The sequence below is a fragment of the Martinezella hainanensis genome (assembly GCF_900094555.1).
Taxonomy (GTDB): Bacteria; Pseudomonadota; Alphaproteobacteria; order Rhizobiales; family Rhizobiaceae; genus Rhizobium; species Rhizobium hainanense.
Genome location: NZ_FMAC01000028.1, coordinates 1 through 21,428, shown reverse-complemented (window position 1 = coordinate 21,428; position 21,428 = coordinate 1). Strand labels below are relative to the sequence as shown.

At 58.6% G+C, this 21,428-nt stretch carries 18 protein-coding genes and 1 tRNA gene; 2 read left to right on the top strand and 17 right to left on the bottom strand.

What is annotated here, in order from left to right:
• The 4 genes from tuf to rpsL form a co-directional block, all read right to left on the bottom strand.
• On the bottom strand, positions 1 to 1,019 hold a 1,019-nt coding region (gene tuf, locus GA0061100_RS33910; RefSeq protein WP_075857236.1), incomplete at its 3' end, for an elongation factor Tu.
• Between the two features lie 66 nt (positions 1,020 to 1,085).
• Positions 1,086 to 3,185 (bottom strand): elongation factor G, encoded by a 2,100-nt coding sequence (gene fusA, locus GA0061100_RS33905; RefSeq protein ID WP_075857235.1) that lies wholly within the window; start codon positions 3,183 to 3,185, stop codon positions 1,086 to 1,088.
• A gap of 30 nt (positions 3,186 to 3,215) precedes the next feature.
• The gene (gene rpsG / locus GA0061100_RS33900) at positions 3,216 to 3,686 is read right to left on the bottom strand and encodes a 30S ribosomal protein S7 (RefSeq protein WP_075857234.1); all 471 of its coding nucleotides are present in this window, start codon (positions 3,684 to 3,686) and stop codon (positions 3,216 to 3,218) included.
• An 81-nt stretch (positions 3,687 to 3,767) separates the two neighbouring features.
• On the bottom strand, positions 3,768 to 4,139 hold the full coding sequence (gene rpsL / locus GA0061100_RS33895; protein WP_003507760.1) for a 30S ribosomal protein S12: 372 nt from the start codon (positions 4,137 to 4,139) through the stop codon (positions 3,768 to 3,770).
• Between the two features lie 509 nt (positions 4,140 to 4,648).
• On the opposite strand from rpsL, the gene GA0061100_RS33890 reads away from it, so the two are divergent.
• The gene (locus GA0061100_RS33890) at positions 4,649 to 4,942 is read left to right on the top strand and encodes a hypothetical protein (protein ID WP_004123433.1); all 294 of its coding nucleotides are present in this window, start codon (positions 4,649 to 4,651) and stop codon (positions 4,940 to 4,942) included.
• A 119-nt stretch (positions 4,943 to 5,061) separates the two neighbouring features.
• Here GA0061100_RS33890 and rpoC read toward each other — a convergent pair whose 3' ends face one another.
• The 12 genes from rpoC to GA0061100_RS33830 form a co-directional block, all read right to left on the bottom strand.
• On the bottom strand, positions 5,062 to 9,270 hold the full coding sequence (gene rpoC / locus GA0061100_RS33885; RefSeq protein WP_075857233.1) for a DNA-directed RNA polymerase subunit beta': 4,209 nt from the start codon (positions 9,268 to 9,270) through the stop codon (positions 5,062 to 5,064).
• A gap of 174 nt (positions 9,271 to 9,444) precedes the next feature.
• Positions 9,445 to 13,587 carry a DNA-directed RNA polymerase subunit beta gene (gene rpoB, locus GA0061100_RS33880; protein ID WP_075857232.1) on the bottom strand — a complete coding sequence of 1,381 codons (4,143 nt, stop codon included), beginning with the start codon at positions 13,585 to 13,587 and terminating at the stop codon, positions 9,445 to 9,447.
• A 262-nt stretch (positions 13,588 to 13,849) separates the two neighbouring features.
• The gene (rplL, locus tag GA0061100_RS33875; RefSeq protein ID WP_015339593.1) at positions 13,850 to 14,233 is read right to left on the bottom strand and encodes a 50S ribosomal protein L7/L12; all 384 of its coding nucleotides are present in this window, start codon (positions 14,231 to 14,233) and stop codon (positions 13,850 to 13,852) included.
• A gap of 58 nt (positions 14,234 to 14,291) precedes the next feature.
• Complete coding sequence (gene rplJ, locus GA0061100_RS33870; RefSeq protein WP_004123444.1) at positions 14,292 to 14,810, bottom strand: 50S ribosomal protein L10; 519 nt, start codon at positions 14,808 to 14,810, stop codon at positions 14,292 to 14,294.
• A 331-nt stretch (positions 14,811 to 15,141) separates the two neighbouring features.
• On the bottom strand, positions 15,142 to 15,840 hold the full coding sequence (rplA, locus tag GA0061100_RS33865; protein ID WP_075857231.1) for a 50S ribosomal protein L1: 699 nt from the start codon (positions 15,838 to 15,840) through the stop codon (positions 15,142 to 15,144).
• A gap of 4 nt (positions 15,841 to 15,844) precedes the next feature.
• Positions 15,845 to 16,276: a 50S ribosomal protein L11 gene (gene rplK, locus GA0061100_RS33860; protein ID WP_069614842.1), complete on the bottom strand. Its 432-nt coding sequence runs from the start codon at positions 16,274 to 16,276 to the stop codon at positions 15,845 to 15,847.
• 212 nt (positions 16,277 to 16,488) lie between these two features.
• Entirely contained in the window at positions 16,489 to 17,019 is a 531-nt protein-coding gene (gene nusG, locus GA0061100_RS33855) for a transcription termination/antitermination protein NusG (protein WP_075857230.1), read from the bottom strand.
• Positions 17,020 to 17,037: 18 nt separating this feature from the next.
• Positions 17,038 to 17,238, bottom strand: coding sequence for a preprotein translocase subunit SecE (gene secE, locus GA0061100_RS33850; RefSeq protein WP_069614841.1), 201 nt, complete (start codon positions 17,236 to 17,238; stop codon positions 17,038 to 17,040).
• A gap of 195 nt (positions 17,239 to 17,433) precedes the next feature.
• Positions 17,434 to 17,509: transfer RNA gene (locus GA0061100_RS33845), tRNA-Trp, on the bottom strand.
• A 212-nt stretch (positions 17,510 to 17,721) separates the two neighbouring features.
• On the bottom strand, positions 17,722 to 18,534 hold the full coding sequence (locus GA0061100_RS33840) for a 3-deoxy-manno-octulosonate cytidylyltransferase (RefSeq protein ID WP_425298733.1): 813 nt from the start codon (positions 18,532 to 18,534) through the stop codon (positions 17,722 to 17,724).
• A 68-nt stretch (positions 18,535 to 18,602) separates the two neighbouring features.
• On the bottom strand, positions 18,603 to 19,289 hold the full coding sequence (locus GA0061100_RS33835) for a glycosyltransferase family protein (protein ID WP_075857229.1): 687 nt from the start codon (positions 19,287 to 19,289) through the stop codon (positions 18,603 to 18,605).
• Positions 19,290 to 19,618: 329 nt separating this feature from the next.
• Positions 19,619 to 20,512: an NAD-dependent epimerase/dehydratase family protein gene (locus GA0061100_RS33830; RefSeq protein ID WP_075857228.1), complete on the bottom strand. Its 894-nt coding sequence runs from the start codon at positions 20,510 to 20,512 to the stop codon at positions 19,619 to 19,621.
• A 155-nt stretch (positions 20,513 to 20,667) separates the two neighbouring features.
• Between GA0061100_RS33830 and GA0061100_RS33825 the strand changes: the two genes are divergently transcribed.
• Positions 20,668 to 21,198 (top strand): GrpB family protein, encoded by a 531-nt coding sequence (locus tag GA0061100_RS33825; RefSeq protein WP_075857227.1) that lies wholly within the window; start codon positions 20,668 to 20,670, stop codon positions 21,196 to 21,198.
• 119 nt (positions 21,199 to 21,317) lie between these two features.
• On the opposite strand, the gene GA0061100_RS33820 is transcribed toward GA0061100_RS33825, so the two are convergent.
• Positions 21,318 to 21,428: EF-Tu C-terminal domain-related protein (locus GA0061100_RS33820; RefSeq protein ID WP_143525621.1), on the bottom strand; the 111-nt coding region annotated here is incomplete at its 5' end.

Sequence of the window (21,428 nt, the reverse complement as noted above, 5' to 3'; positions counted from 1 at the left end):
GTCACGATGCCGGTCACGTCAGTCGTACGGAAGTAGAACTGCGGACGGTAGTTCGTGAAGAACGGCGTATGACGGCCGCCTTCTTCCTTCGTCAGAATGTAGGCTTCGGCCATGAACTTCTTGTGCGGCTTGACAGAGCCCGGCTTGCACAGGATCTGACCACGCTCGACGCCGTCACGGTTAACACCGCGGATCAGCGCGCCGATGTTGTCGCCGGCCTGGCCCTGGTCGAGCAGCTTGCGGAACATTTCAACGCCGGTAACCGTCGTCTTCGACGTCGGACGAATGCCGACGATTTCGACTTCTTCACCAACCTTGACGATACCGCGCTCGACGCGGCCCGTCACAACCGTACCACGGCCAGAGATCGAGAACACGTCTTCGATCGGCATCAGGAACGGCTGGTCGATCGGACGCTCAGGCGTCGGGATGTAGGCGTCAACCTGAGCCATCAGCTCGCGGATCGCGTCTTCGCCGATCTTCTTGTCCGAATCTTCAAGAGCAGCAAGCGCCGAACCCTTGACAACCGGGATGTCGTCGCCCGGGAAGTCGTAGGACGACAGAAGTTCGCGAACTTCAAGCTCGACCAGCTCGAGAAGTTCGGCGTCGTCAACCTGGTCGACCTTGTTCAGGAATACGACGATCGCCGGAACGCCAACCTGGCGAGCAAGCAGGATGTGCTCGCGCGTCTGCGGCATCGGGCCGTCAGCGGCAGAGCAAACCAGGATCGCGCCGTCCATCTGGGCGGCACCCGTGATCATGTTCTTGACGTAGTCGGCGTGGCCGGGGCAGTCAACGTGCGCATAGTGACGGTTCGGCGTCTCGTATTCAACGTGGGCCGTCGAGATCGTGATGCCACGAGCCTTCTCTTCCGGAGCAGCGTCGATCTGGTCGTACGCCTTGAACTCGCCGAAGTACTTCGTGATCGCTGCCGTCAAGGACGTCTTGCCGTGGTCAACGTGACCGATCGTACCAATGTTAACGTGCGGCTTATTGCGCTCAAACTTACTCTTTGCCATTTTCGGCTCTCCGTTTTCCTGTCCCCTGGGGGATCAATTCTTGTTATCGGTCAATTGGTATTCCGGTCACTTCTGACCGGAATACTTTGCCTGGATTTCCTGTGCGACGTTCGACGGAACCGGCGCGTAATGATCGAAGGTCATCGTGTACTGTGCACGACCCTGAGACATCGAACGCAGGTTATCGACGTACTTGAACATGTTCGCCAGCGGGACGTTCGCGTTGATGACAACAGCGATACCGCGGCTTTCCTGACCCTGGATCTGACCACGACGCGAGTTCAGGTCGCCGATGACGTCGCCGACGTAATCTTCCGGCGTTACAACTTCGACCTTCATCATCGGCTCGAGGAGCTGGGCACCGGCTTCGCGGGCTGCTTCACGGAAGCACGCGCGGGAAGCGATTTCGAAGGCCAGAACCGACGAGTCAACATCGTGGAAGGCGCCGTCGATGAGCGTCGCCTTGACGCCGAGCATCGGGAAGCCAGCCAGCGGGCCGGAAGACAGAACGCTTTCGATACCCTTCTGAACGCCCGGTACGAATTCCTTCGGAACAGCACCGCCGACAATCTTGGACTCGAACTTGAAGTCGTCGCCTTCCGGGTTCGGTTCGAACACGATCTTGACGCGTGCGAACTGACCGGTACCACCGGACTGCTTCTTGTGCGTGTAGTCCTTTTCGGTCTGACGCGTGATGGTTTCGCGGTAAGCAACCTGCGGCGCGCCGACGGTAGCTTCAACCTTGAACTCGCGACGCATGCGGTCGACGATGATGTCGAGGTGCAGTTCGCCCATGCCGGCGATAATCGTCTGACCCGATTCCTGGTCCGTCTTCACACGGAAGGACGGATCTTCGGCAGCCAGACGGTTGAGCGCGAGGCCCATCTTTTCCTGGTCGCCCTTGGTCTTCGGCTCGATCGCGATCTGGATGACCGGCTCGGGGAATTCCATGCGCTCGAGAACAACCGGCTTCAGCGGATCGCAAAGCGTATCGCCCGTCGTGGTTTCCTTGAGGCCGGCGAGAGCAACGATGTCGCCTGCGAAGGCTTCTTCGATGTCTTCACGCGAGTTGGAGTGCATCTGCAGCATGCGGCCGACACGCTCGCGCTTGTCCTTGACCGTGTTCATGACCGATGCGCCCTTTTCCAGCTTGCCGGAATAGATACGGGCGAAGGTGAGCGAACCCACGAAGGGGTCGTTCATGATCTTGAACGCGAGCATGGAAAGCGGCTCGTTGTCGTCAGCGTGACGTTCGATTTCGGCTTCCGTCTTGAAATCGATGCCCTTGATCGCCGGAATGTCGAGCGGCGACGGCAGGTAGTCGACAACGGCGTCGAGCAGCGGCTGAACGCCCTTGTTCTTGAAGGCGGTGCCGCAGAACATCGGATGGAACTTGACGTCGATCGTGCCGCGACGGACGAGCGCGCGGATCTGTTCGTTGTCAGGCAGGTTGCCTTCGAGGTAGGCTTCTGTCGCGGCTTCGTCGATCTCGACAACGGTCTCGATCAGCTTTTCGCGATATTCTGCAGCCTTGGCCTTCATGTCTTCCGGGATTTCGACGACGTCCCACTGAGCGCCGAGCGACTCGTCGCGCCAGATAAGGGCGTTCATCTCGATCAGGTCGATAACGCCCTTGAAATCGCTTTCAGCGCCGATCGGCAACTGCATAACGACGGCGGTCGCGCCGAGGCGGGTCTTGATCATCTCGACCGAGCGATAGAAGTCAGCGCCGGTCTTGTCCATCTTGTTGCAGAAGATCATGCGCGGAACATGATACTTCTCAGCCTGGCGCCATACGGTTTCCGTCTGCGGCTCAACGCCGGCATTGGCATCGAGCAGAGCAATGGCACCGTCGAGAACGCGCAGCGAACGCTCGACTTCGATGGTGAAGTCGACGTGGCCGGGGGTGTCGATGATGTTGAAGCGGCGGGTCTTGCCGTCGCGGCCCTTCCAGAAGGTGGTCGTAGCAGCGGAGGTGATCGTGATGCCACGCTCCTGCTCCTGCTCCATCCAGTCCATGGTGGCTGCGCCGTCGTGCACTTCGCCGATCTTGTGCGACTTGCCGGTGTAGTAAAGAATACGCTCGGTGGTCGTGGTCTTGCCGGCGTCGATGTGCGCCATGATACCGAAATTGCGGTAGTCTTCGATTTTATATTCGCGAGCCATAATGGACTGCCTTTCCGAAACCGTTCGGGATTACCAGCGATAATGCGAGAACGCACGGTTGGCGTCAGCCATCTTGTGCGTGTCTTCGCGCTTCTTGACGGCAGCGCCGCGGTTGTTGGAGGCATCGAGAAGTTCGCCGCACAGACGATCGACCATCGTCGTCTCGTTACGCTTGCGAGCAGCAGTGATCAGCCAGCGGATGGCCAGAGCCTGACGGCGCTCAGGGCGAACATCAACCGGAACCTGGTACGTAGCACCACCAACGCGACGCGAGCGAACTTCAACGTGCGGAGCGATGTTATCCAAAGCCTGATGGAACACGCCGAGCGGCTCCTGCTTTGCCTTGCCCTGCACGGCGTCGAATGCGCCGTATACGATGCTTTCAGCGACGGACTTCTTGCCGTCGAGCATGATAGCATTCATGAACTTGGTGACGACCAGATCGCCGAACTTCGGGTCCGGGTTGATCTCGCGCTTTTCTGCTCTATGACGTCTGGACATGTACTTCTCGTCTCTCAACTGTTAGCGGCGCTTCACCACGCGGAGAACCTCGCGCAGCGCCGGATTATCTAAAAATCCGAATTACTTCGGACGCTTCGCACCGTACTTCGAACGGCGCTGCTTGCGGTTCTTGACACCCTGGGTATCGAGAACGCCGCGGATGATGTGGTAGCGAACACCCGGAAGGTCCTTCACGCGGCCGCCACGGATCATGACGACAGAGTGCTCCTGAAGGTTATGACCTTCACCGGGGATGTAACCAATGACTTCGAAGCCGTTGGTCAGGCGGATCTTTGCGACCTTACGCAGAGCCGAGTTCGGCTTCTTCGGCGTCGTCGTGTAGACGCGGGTGCAAACGCCGCGCTTCTGCGGGTTCTCCTGGAGAGCGGGAACCTTATTACGCTTTACCTGCGCCTGGCGAGGCTTGCGGATCAGCTGGTTTACGGTAGGCATTCAACCATCCCTTGTAAATCTATGTCGACACCCTTGCGGGCTTCACTTGCGCCGTCACCGGCAACGACACACGTTCGTCTCAATGCGCAAAACGTGGCCCGATCCGCTCTCGCAGATGGACCACAAAAAAGCAGAGGACGCCGTAAATAGCGTCGTGCGTGCAGCATTCGTGTCTTCAACGTGCGTTTAGAACCTTGTTTGAGGTGAACTTCAGGGCGCGTCGCCCCGAACAGCCATGCCTCACATGGGTTCCGATGGCGGCGGTACTACTGGTTTCCCGCCGGTTCGTCAAGGCCGGTTAAGAAATTATCTTTGTCATAAAGCCCGGAAAGGCCGGGCAAACCAGCCATTTGGCGTGTTGAATACGGAAATGCCGCCTCCTCGGCAAGATGGACTTTGGTATTTTGTCAAAATCCCTATAAGGAATCACGGAAGGACATTTCCATCCGACGGACCCGCGCGGCGAAAAGGAATCGCCGGGTCGATTCGACACTCCCGAAGGAAGACTCATGATTACTGCGCCAGATAACGACAACAATTCCGACGGCCCCATGGTCTTCATCATCATCGGCAAGGGATATGAGACCGATGGCGGCGAAGGTATCGACCTGCATGTCATGCTGAAAGCGCCTGACGACGATACAGCTGTGCGCGAGGCGCTGAATGCGCTTGCCGAAGAAGGTTTCATCGAGGCCGACCTCGACCAGATCGGACTGTTGACGGACATACCGGACGAAGAACCACACGCCTCGGCCTATCAGGGTGCACTCGAAGGCGAAGTCGCGATCATTCGCTTCCGCTGATCGGACGGCCGCCCAACGAAGGCGGCCTCCCCTCACCCATTCGATCTCATCATCACGCAAAAAAGAAACCGCCCGGATCGCTCCGGGCGGTTTTGATTTTTGATCTATTCAGCTCCAGCTTATTCGGCCGGAGTGTTCTCGCTGGCGAGATCCTGCAGCATCGGCGTTGCGACGCCGGCGCCGGTGCCCTTGCGGCGCTCTTCGAGGATGAGCTCGTCGCGGGCCGTGGCGATGCGGCGGATCTGCGTCATGGTACCGCCGGTACCGGCCGGGATCAGGCGGCCGACGATGACGTTTTCCTTCAGACCCTGCAGACCGTCGGTCTTGCCGGCGATCGCAGCTTCGGTGAGCACCTTCGTCGTTTCCTGGAAGGATGCAGCCGAGATGAAGGACGGCGTCTGCAGCGATGCCTTGGTGATCCCGAGCAGAACCGGATCGCCATAAGCAGGCTTCTTGCCTTCTTCGATGAGGCGGTCGTTGGCGTCGTCCAGTTCGATACGGTCGACGTTGTCGCCGACGATGTACTGGCTGTCGCCCGCATCGGTGATCTCAACCTTCTGCAGCATCTGACGGACAATCACTTCGATGTGCTTGTCGTTGATGACAACGCCCTGCAAGCGGTAGACTTCCTGGATTTCGTTGACCAGGTATGAAGCCAGAGCCTCCACGCCCTTGATCGCCAGGATGTCGTGCGGAGCCGGGTTACCGTCGAGGATGTAGTCACCCTTTTCGATATAGTCGCCTTCCTGAAGGTGGAAGGGCTTGCCCTTCGGGATCAGGTATTCGACCGGCTCGACACCGTCTTCCGCCGGCTCGATGATGACTCGACGCTTGTTTTTGTAGTCGCGGCCGAGGCGGATCGTACCATCGATCTCTGCGATGATGGCGTGGTCCTTCGGACGACGAGCTTCGAACAGTTCGGCAACACGCGGCAGACCACCCGTGATGTCCTTGGTCTTGGCGCTTTCCAGCGGCGAACGGGCGAGAACGTCACCCTGCGACACCTTCGTGCCCGGCTCGACCGACAGGATCGCGTCGACCGAGAGCAGGAAGCGGGCTTCGCCACCGCGCGAGAGCTTGGCGACATTGCCGCTGGCGTCCTTGATGACGATCGCCGGCTTCAGATCGGAGCCGCGCGGCGTCGAGCGCCAGTCGATAACCTGACGCTTGGTGATGCCGGTAGACTCGTCCGTCGCTTCGAGGACCGAGAGACCGTCGACGACGTCTTCGAAGTGAACCGTACCGGCCACTTCCGTCATCATCGGACGGGTATAGGGGTCCCACTCTGCCAGACGCTGACCGCGCTTCACCTTGTCGCCGTCGTCGACATACAGCTTCGAGCCATAAGCAACACGCTGCGAGGAACGTTCGACACCACGCTCGTCCAGGATCTGGACCGTCATGTTGCGGCCCATGGCAACCAGGTTGCCATCGGAGTTGCGCAGCATGTTGCGGTTCTTGATCTGAACCGTGCCTTCATACGAAGCTTCCAGGAACGACTGGTCGACCACGGTCGCCGTGCCACCCAGGTGGAAGGTACGCATGGTCAGCTGTGTGCCCGGCTCACCGATCGACTGCGCGGCGATGACGCCGACAGCTTCACCGATGTTGACAGGCGTACCGCGAGCAAGGTCACGGCCGTAGCAGACCGAGCATACGCCCGTCTGGATTTCGCAGGTCAGCGCCGAACGGATGCGGATCGACTGGATACCAGCCTTCTCGATCTCGATGACATCGGGCTCGAGGATCATCTTGCCGGCGTCGACGATGCGCTCACCCGTGACCGGATGATCGATGTCGTCCAGGGCCGTACGGCCGAGGATGCGGGCGCCGAGCGAAGCAACAACCTGACCGGCATCGACGATGGCGGTCATGGTGAGGCCGTTTTCGGTACCGCAATCGACGTGCGTGACGATGCAATCCTGCGCGACGTCGACGAGACGGCGGGTCAGGTAGCCCGAGTTCGCGGTCTTCAAGGCGGTGTCGGCGAGACCCTTACGGGCACCGTGGGTCGAGTTGAAGTACTCGTTAACGGTGAGGCCTTCCTTGAAGTTCGAGATGATCGGCGTCTCGATGATTTCGCCCGACGGCTTGGCCATGAGGCCGCGCATGCCGCCCAGCTGGCGCATCTGGTTCGGAGAACCACGAGCACCCGAGTGGCTCATCATGTAGATCGAGTTCATCGGCTTCTGGCGACCGGTCTTTTCGTCGAATTCGACGGCCTTAATGCGGGCCATCATTTCTTCGGCGACCTTTTCCGTGGCCTTGCCCCAGGCGTCGACGACCTTGTTGTACTTCTCGCCCTGGGTGATCAGACCGTCATTGTACTGCTGCTCGTATTCCTTCACGAGCGCTTCGGTATCGCCGACGATCTTAACCTTGGTGTCCGGAATGACCATGTCGTCCTTGCCGAACGAAATGCCGGCGCGGCAAGCATGGGAGAAGCCAAGCTGCATGATACGGTCGCAGAAAATGACCGTGTCCTTCTGGCCGCAATGACGGTAGACCGTGTCGATCATCTTGGAGATGTTCTTCTTGGTCATTTCCTGGTTGCAGATGTCGAAGGTGACCTTGCCGTGCTTCGGCAGAAGTTCGCCGATCAGCAGACGGCCAGGGGTCGTTTCATAGATCTTCGAATAGGGCTTGCCATCTTCGCCGATCGACTTGAAGCGGCCGCGGATCTTCGAGTGCAGCGTCACGACCTTGTTTTCGAGGGCGTGATGCAGCTCGCCGAGGTCGGAGAAGGCCATGCCTTCGCCCGGCTCGTTCTGGTTCAGGATCGACAGATAGTACAGGCCGAGAACCATGTCCTGCGAGGGAACGATGATCGGCGCGCCGTTTGCCGGGTGCAGAATATTGTTGGTCGACATCATCAGCACGCGTGCTTCAAGCTGGGCTTCCAGCGAGAGCGGCACGTGAACAGCCATCTGGTCACCGTCGAAGTCGGCGTTGAAGGCCGTGCAGACGAGCGGGTGCAGCTGGATAGCCTTGCCTTCGACCAGCGTGGGTTCGAAGGCCTGGATGCCCAGGCGGTGCAGCGTCGGTGCACGGTTCAAGAGAACCGGATGCTCGCGGATGACCTCGTCGAGGATATCCCAGACTTCCGGCTTTTCCTTTTCGACCAGCTTCTTGGCCTGCTTGACGGTCGAGGAATAACCCTTCGCGTCGAGGCGGGCGTAGATGAACGGCTTGAACAGCTCGAGCGCCATCTTCTTCGGCAGGCCGCACTGATGCAGCTTCAGTTCCGGACCGGTCACGATGACCGAACGGCCGGAATAGTCGACGCGCTTGCCGAGCAGGTTCTGACGGAAGCGGCCCTGCTTGCCCTTGAGCATGTCGGACAGCGACTTCAGCGGACGCTTGTTGGCGCCGGTGATGACGCGGCCGCGGCGACCGTTGTCGAACAGCGCATCGACAGATTCCTGCAGCATGCGCTTTTCGTTGCGGATGATGATGCCCGGAGCGCGCAGTTCGATGAGGCGCTTCAGACGATTGTTACGGTTGATGACGCGGCGATAGAGATCGTTCAGATCCGAGGTCGCGAAGCGGCCGCCATCGAGCGGAACCAGCGGACGCAAGTCCGGCGGGATGACCGGGACGACCTTCATGATCATCCATTCCGGACGGTTGCCGGATTCCATGAAGTTCTCGACGATCTTCAGGCGCTTCATCAGCTTCTTCTGCTTCAGATCCGAAGTAGTGTCGGCAAGCTCGGAGCGCAGGTCGCCAGCGATCTTTTCGAGATTCATGCTGGCCAGCATCTCATAGATCGCTTCAGCGCCGATCATGGCGGTGAACTGGTCTTCACCGTACTCGTCGACGGCGAGCATGTACTCTTCTTCCGAGAGAAGCTGATGCTCCTTGAGCGCGGTGAGACCTGGCTCGGTGACGATGTAGTTTTCGAAGTAGAGAACGCGCTCCACATCCTTCAGCGTCATGTCGAGCAGCGTCGAAATGCGCGAAGGCAGCGACTTCAGGAACCAGATGTGGGCAACGGGAGCGGCGAGCTCGATATGGCCCATGCGCTCACGGCGAACGCGCGACAGCGTGACTTCAACGCCGCACTTTTCGCAGATGATGCCCTTGTACTTCATACGCTTGTACTTGCCGCACAAGCATTCGTAGTCCTTGATCGGTCCGAAGATTCGCGCGCAGAAAAGACCATCGCGTTCCGGCTTGAACGTACGATAGTTGATCGTTTCCGGCTTCTTGATCTCGCCATAAGACCAGGAAAGAATCTTCTCCGGCGACGCAATCGAAATCCGGATGGAATCGAAATTCTGCGCAGGCACCTGCGGATTGAAAAGATTCATGACCTCTTGGTTCATGCCTATCTCCTTTAGGGGCGAAACGCCCTCGAATTGCGAACAGTGCCGGCAAATCCCGGGAACCGGACTGACGCTTTAAAACCGCCTTGCGGCGCCATGCATCCAACCGGACGCGAACGGCGCTGCAATATTCCAAGCGGTGCGCACTGACCGACAGCGCGCACCCGCAGGCTATTACTCGGCTGCGTCCGAAAGCTGGCTTGCCGTCTGCAGATCGTCGACCTTGGAGTTTTCCAGTTCGACGCTGAGACCCAGCGAGCGCATTTCCTTGACGAGAACGTTGAAGCTTTCCGGAATGCCCGCTTCGAAGGTATCGTCGCCACGAACGATGGCTTCGTAGACCTTGGTGCGGCCGGCCACGTCGTCCGACTTGACCGTGAGCATTTCCTGCAGCGTGTAGGCTGCACCGTAAGCTTCCAGCGCCCAGACTTCCATTTCGCCGAAGCGCTGACCGCCGAACTGCGCCTTACCGCCCAGCGGCTGCTGAGTGACGAGCGAGTACGGGCCGATCGAACGGGCGTGGATCTTGTCGTCGACAAGGTGGTTCAGCTTCAGCATGTAGATGTAGCCAACCGTGACCTGACGGTCGAACTGCTCGCCGGTACGACCGTCGTACAGTGTCGACTGACCGGTCTGCTTGAGACCTGCCATTGCCAGCATGTGGTTGACATCCGCTTCGCCAGCGCCGTCGAAGACCGGGGTCGCGATGGACACGCCACGCTTCCACTGATCAGCCAAGCGCAGAACCGACGCATCGTCATACTCGTGAACGTCGTCGCTCTTCGGGCCGTCGCCGACAACCAGATCGATCGTCTTGCGCAGAGGCTCGATGTTGCCGCTTGCCTTGTAGGCTTCGATCAGCTCACCGATCTGACGACCCATGCCGGCACAAGCCCAGCCAAGGTGCGTTTCGAGAATCTGACCGACGTTCATGCGCGAGGGAACGCCGAGCGGGTTCAGCACGATGTCGACATGCGTACCGTCTTCCAGGAACGGCATGTCCTCAACCGGAACAATGCGCGAGACCACGCCCTTGTTCCCGTGACGGCCTGCCATCTTGTCGCCCGGCTGGATCTTGCGCTTAACAGCGACGAAGACCTTGACCATCTTCATGACACCCGGAGGCATTTCGTCGCCGCGCTGGACCTTCTCGACCTTGTCCATGAAGCGCTGTTCAAGGCGCGACTTGGATTCGTCGTACTGGCCGCGCAGGGCTTCCAGCTCGCTCTGGACCTTTTCGTCCTCGACAGCGAACATCCACCACTGCGAACGCGGATACTCCGAAACGACAGCGTTCGACAGTTCCGTGCCCTTCTTGAAGCCCTTCGGACCAGCAAGGGCAACCTGACCGCGCAGCATCTCGACCAGACGGCCGTAGACGTTACGGTCGAGGATCGCCTGCTCGTCGTCGCGGTCCTTGGCAAGGCGTTCGATCTCTTCGCGCTCGATCGCCATGGCACGTTCGTCCTTTTCGACGCCGTGACGGTTGAAGACGCGAACTTCGACGACCGTACCGTAGGTGCCGGGCGGCATGCGCATGGAGGTATCGCGAACGTCAGATGCCTTTTCACCGAAGATGGCGCGCAGGAGCTTTTCTTCCGGCGTCATCGGGCTTTCGCCCTTCGGCGTGATCTTGCCGACGAGGATATCGCCCGGCTGAACTTCAGCGCCGATGTAAACGATGCCGGCTTCGTCCAGGTTCTTCAGCGCTTCTTCCGAAACGTTCGGAATGTCGCGGGTGATTTCTTCCGGACCGAGCTTGGTGTCGCGCGCCATCACTTCGAATTCTTCGATGTGAATGGAGGTGAACACGTCGTCGGCAACGATACGCTCGGAGAGCAGGATCGAGTCTTCGTAGTTGTAGCCGTTCCACGGCATGAACGCGACGAGCACGTTCCGGCCGAGAGCCAGATCGCCGAGGTCGGTCGACGGACCATCTGCCAGGATGTCGCCCTTGTTGACCACGTCACCGACGGTGACCAGCGGACGCTGGTTGACGCAGGTGTTCTGGTTCGAACGCTGGAACTTCATCAGGCGGTAGATATCGACGCCGGACTTCGACGGATCGAGGTCTTCGGTGGCGCGGATAACGATACGCGTTGCGTCGACCTGGTCGACCACGCCGCCGCGGCGGGCGCCGATAGCAGCACCCGAGTCACGTGCGACGACCGGCTCCATGCCGGTACCGACGAACGGGGCTTCGGCACGCAGAAGCGGCACGGCCTGACGCTGCATGTTCGAGCCCATCAGAGCGCGGTTGGCGTCGTCGTTTTCCAGGAACGGGATCAGAGCGGCGGCGACCGAAACCAGCTGCTTCGGCGAGACGTCCATCAGGTTGATGTTGTCGCGCGGAGCGAGCATGACTTCGCCAGCGTGACGGCAGACGACGAATTCTTCGATGAAGGAGCCGTCGGCGTCGAGCTCGGCGTTGGCCTGAGCAACGTAGTACTTCGCCTCTTCCATGGCGGAGAGGTAGAGCACATCGTTGGTCACCTTACCGTCGATGATGCGGCGATAAGGGCTTTCGATGAAGCCGTACTTGTTGACGCGGGCAAAGGTCGCCAGCGAGTTGATGAGGCCGATGTTCGGACCTTCCGGCGTTTCGATCGGGCAAATACGACCGTAGTGCGTCGGATGAACGTCGCGGACTTCGAAGCCGGCGCGCTCGCGGGTCAGACCACCCGGGCCGAGAGCCGAAAGACGGCGCTTGTGGGTGATTTCCGAAAGCGGGTTCACCTGGTCCATGAACTGCGACAGCTGCGAGGAGCCGAAGAATTCGCGGACGGCGGCAGCAGCCGGCTTGGCGTTGATCAGATCCTGCGGCATGACCGTGTCGATTTCGATCGAGGACATACGTTCCTTGATCGCACGCTCCATGCGCAGCAGGCCGAGACGATACTGATTTTCCATCAGCTCGCCGACCGAACGGACGCGGCGGTTGCCGAGGTTGTCGATATCGTCGATCTCGCCCTTGCCGTCGCGCAGTTCGACAAGCATCTTGACCACGGCCAGGATGTCGTCCTTGCGCAGGATGCGGACGGTGTCTTCGACGTCGAGGTCGAGACGCATGTTCATCTTCACGCGGCCGACGGCGGAGAGGTCGTAACGCTCCGCATCGAAGAACAGCGAGTTGAACATGGCTTCGGCCGATTCCATGGTCGGCGGCTCGCCCGGACGCATGACGCGGTAGATGTCGAACAGAGCGTCCTGACGGTTCTCGTTCTTGTCCGCAGACAGCGTGTTGCGGATGTAGGCGCCGACGTTGATGTGGTCGATGCCGAGAATCGGGATCTCGTCGAAGCCGGCCTTCAGGATGACAGGCAGGGTCTTCTCGTCGATTTCGTCGCCGGCTTCGAGATAGATCTCGCCGGTCTGGAAATTGACGATATCTTCCGCCAGGAAGAGGCCATACAGTTCTTCGTCTGTCGCCTTCAGGGCCTTGAGGCCCTTTTCCTGCAGCTGACGCAGCAGGCGCGGGGTCAGCTTCTTGCCGCCTTCAACCACGACTTCGCCGGTGTCGGCGTCGATCATGTCGGTAACGGTCTTGGCACCCTTCAGCGTTTCAGCCTTGAACGGAATGCGCCAGCCATCGCCGTCGCGCTGATAGAGCGACTTCGTGTAGAAGGTCGACAGGATTTCTTCGCCGTCCATGCCGAGCGCCATCAGCAGCGACGTCACCGGAATCTTGCGACGACGGTCGATACGGGCGTAGACGATATCCTTGGCGTCGAATTCGATATCGAGCCAGGAACCGCGATAAGGGATGACGCGAGCAGCAAAGAGCAGCTTGCCGGAAGAATGGCTCTTGCCCTTGTCGTGATCGAAGAAGACGCCCGGCGAACGGTGCATCTGCGACACGATCACGCGCTCGGTGCCGTTCACAATGAACGTACCGTTGTTCGTCATGAGCGGCATGTCGCCCATGTAAACGCTCTGTTCCTTGATGTCCTTGATGGACTTCGCGCCCGTATCCTCGTCAATATCGAACACGATCAGACGGAGGGTCACCTTCAGCGGCGCGGCGTAGGTCAGGTCGCGCTGGCGGCACTCATCGACGTCGAACTTCGGCGGTTCGAACTCATAGGAAACGAACTCCAGCATGGAAGCGCCGGAGAAATCGGTGATCGGGAAAACCGACTTGAAGACGGCCTGGAGACCTTCGTCCGGGCGGCCGCCCTTGGGTTCTTCGACCATGAGAAACTGATCGTAGGACGCTTTTTGAACCTCGATGAGGTTCGGCATCTCTGCGACTTCGGGAATCTTACCAAAAAACTTGCGTACGCGCCTGCGACCGTTGAACGAAAGGGTCTGAGCCATCGTCGCTCCTTTAAAATCCTGCACCCGGGCCTGCAACGGATGGGAATCACTGGCCAGGCGACCCCATCAATCAATGAGTAGTTCAATCTCGTCTATCTAACCGAAAACCGCTCAGCCGGATTGCGTCGCGGTTCGGTTTGAGACCATCCTCTTGAAGAACCCATTACCCAAAAGCCGTTTTGCCCGCGGCTTTTGGGTAATTCGTTCAGAAAAACGGCAAATGGGAGGCGGCAAAAAGCCACCTCCCAAAGCAGTTTCAAGCTTACTTAACGTCGACCTTAGCGCCGGCGTCTTCGAGCTTCTTCTTGATGTCAGCAGCTTCAGCCTTGGAAACAGCTTCCTTGACAGCCTTCGGAGCGGCTTCAACGAGGTCCTTGGCTTCCTTGAGGCCCAGGCCGGTGATGGCGCGGACTTCCTTGATGACGTTGATCTTGTTCGCGCCGGCATCAGCGAGGATGACGTCGAACTCGGTCTTTTCTTCTTCAGCAGCTGCAGCAGCGCCGCCAGCACCACCGGCAACGGCAGCAACAGCTACCGGAGCAGCGGCGGAAACGCCCCACTTTTCTTCGAGAAGCTTCGACAGTTCTGCGGCTTCGAGAACGGTCAGCGAGGAGAGGTCGTCTACGATCTTTGCGAGATCAGCCATTTTGATAGTTCCTTTTGTTCGGTTCGAACTGGTTGGTTATAAACAGCGAAAAACCGCCTTACGCGGCTTCGTCCTTCTTGGCGTAGGCCGAGAACACGCGAGCAAGCTGGCTTGCCGGCGCTGCAACAACACCTGCGATGCGGGTAGCCGGAGTCTGGATCATGCCCAGCAGCTTCGCGCGCAGCTCGTCCAGCGAAGGCAGGGTCGCGAGCGACTTTACACCTTCGGCGTTGAGCGTTGTTGTTCCCATGGCGCCGCCCAGTACAACGATCTTGTCGTTGCCCTTGGCGAAATCCACGACGACCTTCGGAGCGGTAATCGGATCAGTGCTGTATGCGATCAGCGTCTGACCGGTGAAGAGATTGGAAATCCCTTCCGCATCCGTGCCCTGAAGAGCAATTTTGGCCAGGCGGTTCTTCGCGACTTTGACGGTGCCGCCAGCAGCGCGCATCTTGGAACGGAAATCGTTCATCTGAGCGACTGTAGCACCAGCATAGTGGGCCACGACAACCGAGCCCGAAGCCTTGAAGACTTCGTTCAGTTCCGTGACGAATTCGCGTTTTTCCGCTCTTTCCACTGCTTTTCTCCAGTTGACAGGACCGGGTTAACGGGCCTGCCGGGTTGCCTTTTGCCTCCTGGGATCAAGAGAGATCCCAAGCGACGCTTGAGGATCCTGTCCCCTCGCGCTCGAGCCATACGGCTCCAAGGCACAAGGCATCCAAGGCTCGAACCGAGTTCATCGAAGCGATGCTTCTTCAAAATTCGGGTCTTACCCGTCTCATGCAGGCTTAAGTGATTAAGGGATAACCACCTGCAATCTCGGACAGGAATTCCGGATTTCTCCGGAAATCCCGGCCCCGAAAGGCCGGGAATTCTTAAATGCCGGGCACAAAGCCCAGCGAAATCAATCAGGCGCTCGGCGCCGTAACCGTCGACGGCTCGATCTTGACGCCCGGACCCATGGTCGAGGAGATCGCTACGCGCTTGACGTAGTTGCCCTTGGCACCAGCCGGCTTCGCCTTAATGACAGCGTCAGCGAAGGCGCGGATGTTTTCTTCCAGAGCCTTGGCTTCGAAGGAGGCCTTGCCGATACCGGCATGGACGATACCAGCCTTCTCGACGCGGAACTCGACAGCGCCGCCCTTGGAAGCTTCAACAGCTGCCTTGACGTCCATCGTAACGGTGCCAACCTTCGGGTTCGGCATCATGCCACGCGGGCCGAGAACCTTACCGAGACGACCGACCAGCGGCATCATGTCCGGGGTGGCGATGCAGCGATCGAAATCGATCTTGCCGCCCTGAACGATTTCGACCAGGTCTTCAGCGCCGACAATGTCAGCACCGGCAGCCTTGGCTTCGTCGGCCTTGGCGCCGCGAGCGAAAACGGCAACGCGAACCGTACGGCCGGTGCCGTTCGGCAGGTTGACGACGCCGCGAACCATCTGGTCGGCGTGACGCGGGTCAACGCCGAGGTTCATCGAGATTTCGACCGTCTCGTCGAACTTGGCGACGGCACGTTCCTTGACCATGCTGATGGCCAGATCCAGAGCATAAAGCTTGGTCGGATCAACGCCTTCACGAATCTTCTGAATACGCTTTGCTACCATGGTCTTAGCCCACCACTTCCAGGCCCATCGCACGGGCAGAGCCCTCGATCATGGCCATTGCGCCTTCGATATCGGCGGCGTTCAGATCCTTCATCTTGGCTTCGGCGATCGCCTTAACCTGAGCCTTGGTCAGGGTGCCAGCCTTGGCGCCCTTGCCCGGGGTCTTCGAGCCGGACTGGATCTTCGCTTCCTTCTTCAGGAAGTAGCTGACCGGCGGCTGCTTCATGACGAAGGTGAAGGACTTGTCCTGGTAGTAGGTGATGACGACCGGGATCGGCATACCCTTTTCCATTTCCTGCGTGGCGGCATTGAACGCCTTGCAGAATTCCATGATGTTAATGCCACGCTGACCAAGCGCAGGACCGATCGGCGGCGACGGATTCGCCGAGCCGGCCTTGACCTGCAGCTTGAGCTGGCCTGCAACTTTCTTAGCCATTTCTCTCTGCCTTTCTACATGACCGGTTGCCCGGCCTACTATGCCGGATCGCTCCGGCGGCTGCGGTTGCGTGGTACGGATCACCAGGTCCGGCTAAGACCCTACCCTTCCACGCGGATTGCGGCTTTGCCGCGAGATATAAGCAAACACTTACTTATATCCAAACTCAAACGAAAGGCCAGCCGCCAGGCCAACCTTTCGTAGAAATCACATCAGACCTTCTCGACCTGGCTGTATTCCAACTCGACCGGCGTAGCGCGGCCGAAAATCGACACTTCCACCTTCAGGCGCGAACGTTCTTCGTCCACATCCTGAACCGTGCCGTTGAACGATGCGAACGGACCGTCGGATACACGAACCTGCTCGCCGATTTCGAAGGATACGGAGGCCTTCGGCCGCTCAACGCCTTCCTGGACCTGACCGAGAATGCGCTCGGCTTCATAATCCGGAATCGGAACGGGCTTATTGTCGGAGCCGAGGAAGCCAGTAACCTTCGGCGTATTCTTGATCAGGTGGTAGGCCTCATCCGTCAGGTTAGCGCGCACGAGCACATAACCCGGAAAGAACTTGCGCTCGCTATCAACCTTGCGGCCGCGACGAACCTCGACCACCTTTTCGGTCGGCACAAGGATCTTCTCGAACAGATGCTCGAGACCCTTCTGCTTGGCCTTTTCCTCAATGGATTCAGCCACCTTCTTTTCGAAATTAGAATAAGCGTGGACGATGTACCAACGTGCCGCCATGTTCATCTCCACCCGATATCAATTGCCGGTATTCAGCACATAGCTGAGAATCCAGCCAATGAGCTGGTCAGCAGCAAAGAAAAACAGCGAGGCGAACACGACCATGACGAGCACCATCACCGTCGAGATCATGGTCTCGCGGCGCGACGGCCAAGTAATTTTCGACGTCTCGGAGCGCACCTGCCGCAGAAACGCTAGTGGATTCGTTTTGGATGCCATTGACTGCCCACGCAATTACGGCGCGTAAAGCTGAACATATCAGCCCCACGCACCGCGTGTCTGTTAAACCCTACATAAACACCGATTCCCGATTTAACAAGAGGCAATACGGCGTTTTCTAAAATTTGCCGACAATCCGGCATGACCCTTAACCCAAGAAGCTGCGAAACAACGCGCCAGTCAAATCAAGGAAAGTGGCAGGGGCAGCAGGGCTCGAACCTACGACCTGCGGTTTTGGAGACCGCCGCTCTACCAACTGAGCTATACCCCTTCTTCCTTCGAATATTCGCTTCAAGCGGTGGACCGCCCGAGCAGTTCGAAGACATGGCGCTCCCTTTAAGGCGGGACGAAACGATTGGCAAGAGCGTTTTTTTCTTTTTCCCAATCGAACCCGCAACTTCACATGGGACAGTCTCGAACAGAAGATCTGCCGCTGAGGCGAAACCGCCGCGAATGCTACGGAAAGGATGCCCCTCGCCTTCGTTATTCCCCGGGAGAACCTTTCGGCTTGCGCTTGAGAAATTTCGGCCTGAGGCGACGCATGAAGTTATCCGCGGAACGAATCACATTCGTCAGGGAGATCAGCTTGTCTATTTCGGCATCGGTATTGCCGAGCCGCTCCGACAAAACCTCGGCCGCGGCCAAAGCAATCTCGGCCGGCGGAACCTCAGTGAAGCGCTGCGCAAGGCGGATATAGGGGTTCAACGCAACCCCGCCGTGGATGGTGATCTTTCCCAACCGGGCAAACAGGCGCAGGAAGGTCTGCTCGAAGCTCCAATCATGGGCAGAAACCACCCTCCACTTCTGGCTGCGTCTGGCCGAGAAACCCGCAAGCACGATCGCGCCGGGCAGTTTCAGGTCGCTGAGCCAGAGCGCCATGGCAAAGCCGCTCGTCGGCGTCTTGCCCTCCGTGTAGAAATCCGAGCAGAAGCCCACGAGATCGAGGTGGCCGGTCGGCGCTCCCTGGAAATCAGCGGCGGGATTGAGCTTCTCCTCCGGTCCGAGGCGGATATTCATGATGCCGAGGAAATATTCCTTCGGAAAGAATTTGACGACCTCGCCCACTTCGCCGCGATAGACGATGTTGGCACCGCGCGGCTGCCCGCGGGAGATCAGCAGCGAATGCCCGTGGAACGGGCGATCCAGAACCTTGTAGACCTTGTTGAAGAAGACGAAGAGCGCAGTCTGCGGAAACTGCGCCTGCAGGCTTGCGATATCGACCGCGTCGCTATTGGCGACCAGGACGATATGGGAAAACCCAGTAAACGTGGTCCGCCATTCGTCGGCGCTGCTCAAACCGGCCGCGGAAGCCGCAGCCGGTAGGCCGATATTACTGACGCCTGGCGTTCTCTGATCCAATTCGCTCACTTCTGTTGGACGTGCAGCATCCGATCGCGCATGGCGAACCATTCTTCGGCGTAGTCGTCGTTGCGATATTCGTCGAAATACGGGCCGCCATCGGTGAAGTGCACGAGCTTGGCATCTTCACGATAGTCGTATTCGTTGACGAGATAGTTCCAGGTCACCGGCACCTCGCCGATCTGGTCGTCATTCTCCAGCCACTTGAACTGATGAAGCTGGAGGCCGGTTGCCGTATTGACGAAATCCTTCGTCAACGCCGTGCATTTGGCGTTGTTGAACAGGATCATGCTCGACCAGTTCTTTTTTTCATACTTCGTCTGCGTCTGACCGAGGAACTTGGTTTCGATCTTCGGCTGATAGTCGTGCTTGACGCACATGGCGGCATAGCGGTCGTCGCGCAGCGCCCAAAGTTCGGCGATATCGGTGCGGGCGAGCATGTCGCAATCCATGAAGATGCTCCAGCCCTGATAATCGCTGAGATAAGGCACGAGGAAGCGCGAGAAGGAAAATTCGGTCGACTGCAGCGGATTGCGCTCGCGCGTGAAGATGCCCTCGAGATTGTTGAGCACGATCGGCGAGAAGACCACCGGAATAGACGAGCGCTCGATGATGCTCTGGGTCAGGACGTGATAGGCCACGACCTCCTTGGAATCGAACCCGACGAAAATACGTGCAACATTATCCTTCATGATACCTCCGAAACGGCTGAGCGCTTGCAGGTCAGCCGACTATTATCTTTCGTCGCGACGCAAATCGCGCGCTGTCCACCCTTGAGACCCATCGGCCGGAGGGCGCTGGTTCGAAACACGGGCACGGATATGCCGGGCCATGCGCTGCAATCTCTAGGAGATGCTTCGCGAACGCAACCCTACTTAAATAAACGGCGATATTTGTCGAGTGTTTGCGGAAGCATTTTTGGTTTTGCTGCGTAACAAATGGAGAGGCGCTCCTGCCCGGATCAATGTGTTTACCGGGCGCCGACACAAAGCGCCCGGCCGATTGCAAGGGCTACCTCCCCTCAGACCTTCACATATTTCCGCCAGTCGTGCTCTTCCTTGAAGCCCAAGACCTCACGGATCTTGCGGTTGGACAACAAGCCCTCATACTCGCCGATCTCGCGCGTGAACGGCACATTCGGAAAGTGCCTGGCGGCAAGTTCTCGTGAAGGCGTATTGGCCGATACCGTGTCGTTTGCGGCATTGAACACCTGGAAGCCGAGGCCATTCTTCTCGATGCAGAGATGGACGATCTGGCCGAGATCGCGGGCGTCGATATAGCTCCAGGCGATGCGCTTGCGGATCTCGCTATTCGCGAAATATTCGGGGAAGCGCTCATATTCGTGCGGCTCGATGACATTGCCGATGCGCAGCGCGTAGATATCGATGCCGAAGCGCTCGGCAAAAGCACGGGCGGTCTTCTCGTTCACCACTTTGGATAGACCATAGGAATCCATCGGATTGACGTCGTAATCCTCCTCCAGCGGGAACTGATGGAAGTCGCGATGGCCTTCGGCGAAGCAGATGCCATAGGTCGTCTCGCTGGAGGCGACGATGATCTTCTTCACGCCGAGCTTCGCGGCCGCCTCGATGACATTATAAGTGCTCATCGTGTTGATGCGGAAAGTCTCGTTGTCGGGCTTGATCAGGATGCGCGGAATGGCGGCGAAATGCACGACGGCATCGAAAGGCTGTACACCCTTGCCCTGATCGAGATCGGGAAAATCGCGGTGCATGGTCAGCACATTATAGACTTGTCCCGCATCAGTGACATCAGCCACCAGATTCGTGACACCGGGGCTGTTCAGCGGCACGAGATCGATATTGTGGACTTCATAGCCGGCATTGACCAGCCAGGGAACAGTGTGACGTCCAGCCTTGCCGCTGCCGCCGGTAAACAAAATACGTTTCTTCATGAAATCTCCTCCAGATAAAATCGAGCGATACATAGGCCCTTGCCTCCATTTCGCAAGACACGGCTTGGTGACCCGTCGCTTTCCCGGCAAAATAATCGGATCGACTCGGTAAAGCATATTGCGAGTGCCGAGAGCGGCAAGAGGAGACGGGACGGATGCGGCCGATCACGCTTGTCGAATACGACCCGCAATGGCCTCTTCTCTTCGAAAGCAGAAGCCAGACAATCAGCCTGTTGCTTGGCCATCTCGCCACGTTCCATCACATCGGCAGCACGGCGATCGCTGGATTATGCGCCAAACCCAAGCTTGATATCGATGCCGTCCTCTTTTCGGAAGAGGCCAGGCTGGATGCGACGGAGCGCCTGAAGGAGGACGGATATCGCTTTCACGGCGATCTGCATGGCGCCGGCCGCTGGGCCTTCACCAAGGATGAGACACCTTACGGCACGCGTCTCTATCTCTGCCTGCCTGATAACGAGGCTCACCGGGAGCGCCTTCTCTTCCGCGACTATCTGCGCGCGCATCCTGAACTTGTCGCGAATTATGCGATATTGAAATGGCGCCTGGCCAAAGAGGCCAACGGCGATTGGGATCACTATACCGGCGGCAAAAGCGATTTCGTTGCGGATGTCGTGCGCTGTGCGAAGGCGGGCATACAACAGGAAAATCATGTCACCGATGCGTGACATGTGTTCGCATTGTGCAAATTCCGCCTGAGCGACGGATGCGCGTCGACGGTATGTCGGAATGCAAAAAGGCCCCGCTGTTTCCAGCGGGGCCTTTTTGTAAAGGAATAATCCTGGGATTACTCGACGATGGAGGCAACGATGCCTGCGCCGACGGTACGGCCGCCTTCGCGGATCGCGAAGCGAAGCTTTTCTTCCATCGCGATCGGAACGATCAGCTCAACGGCAAC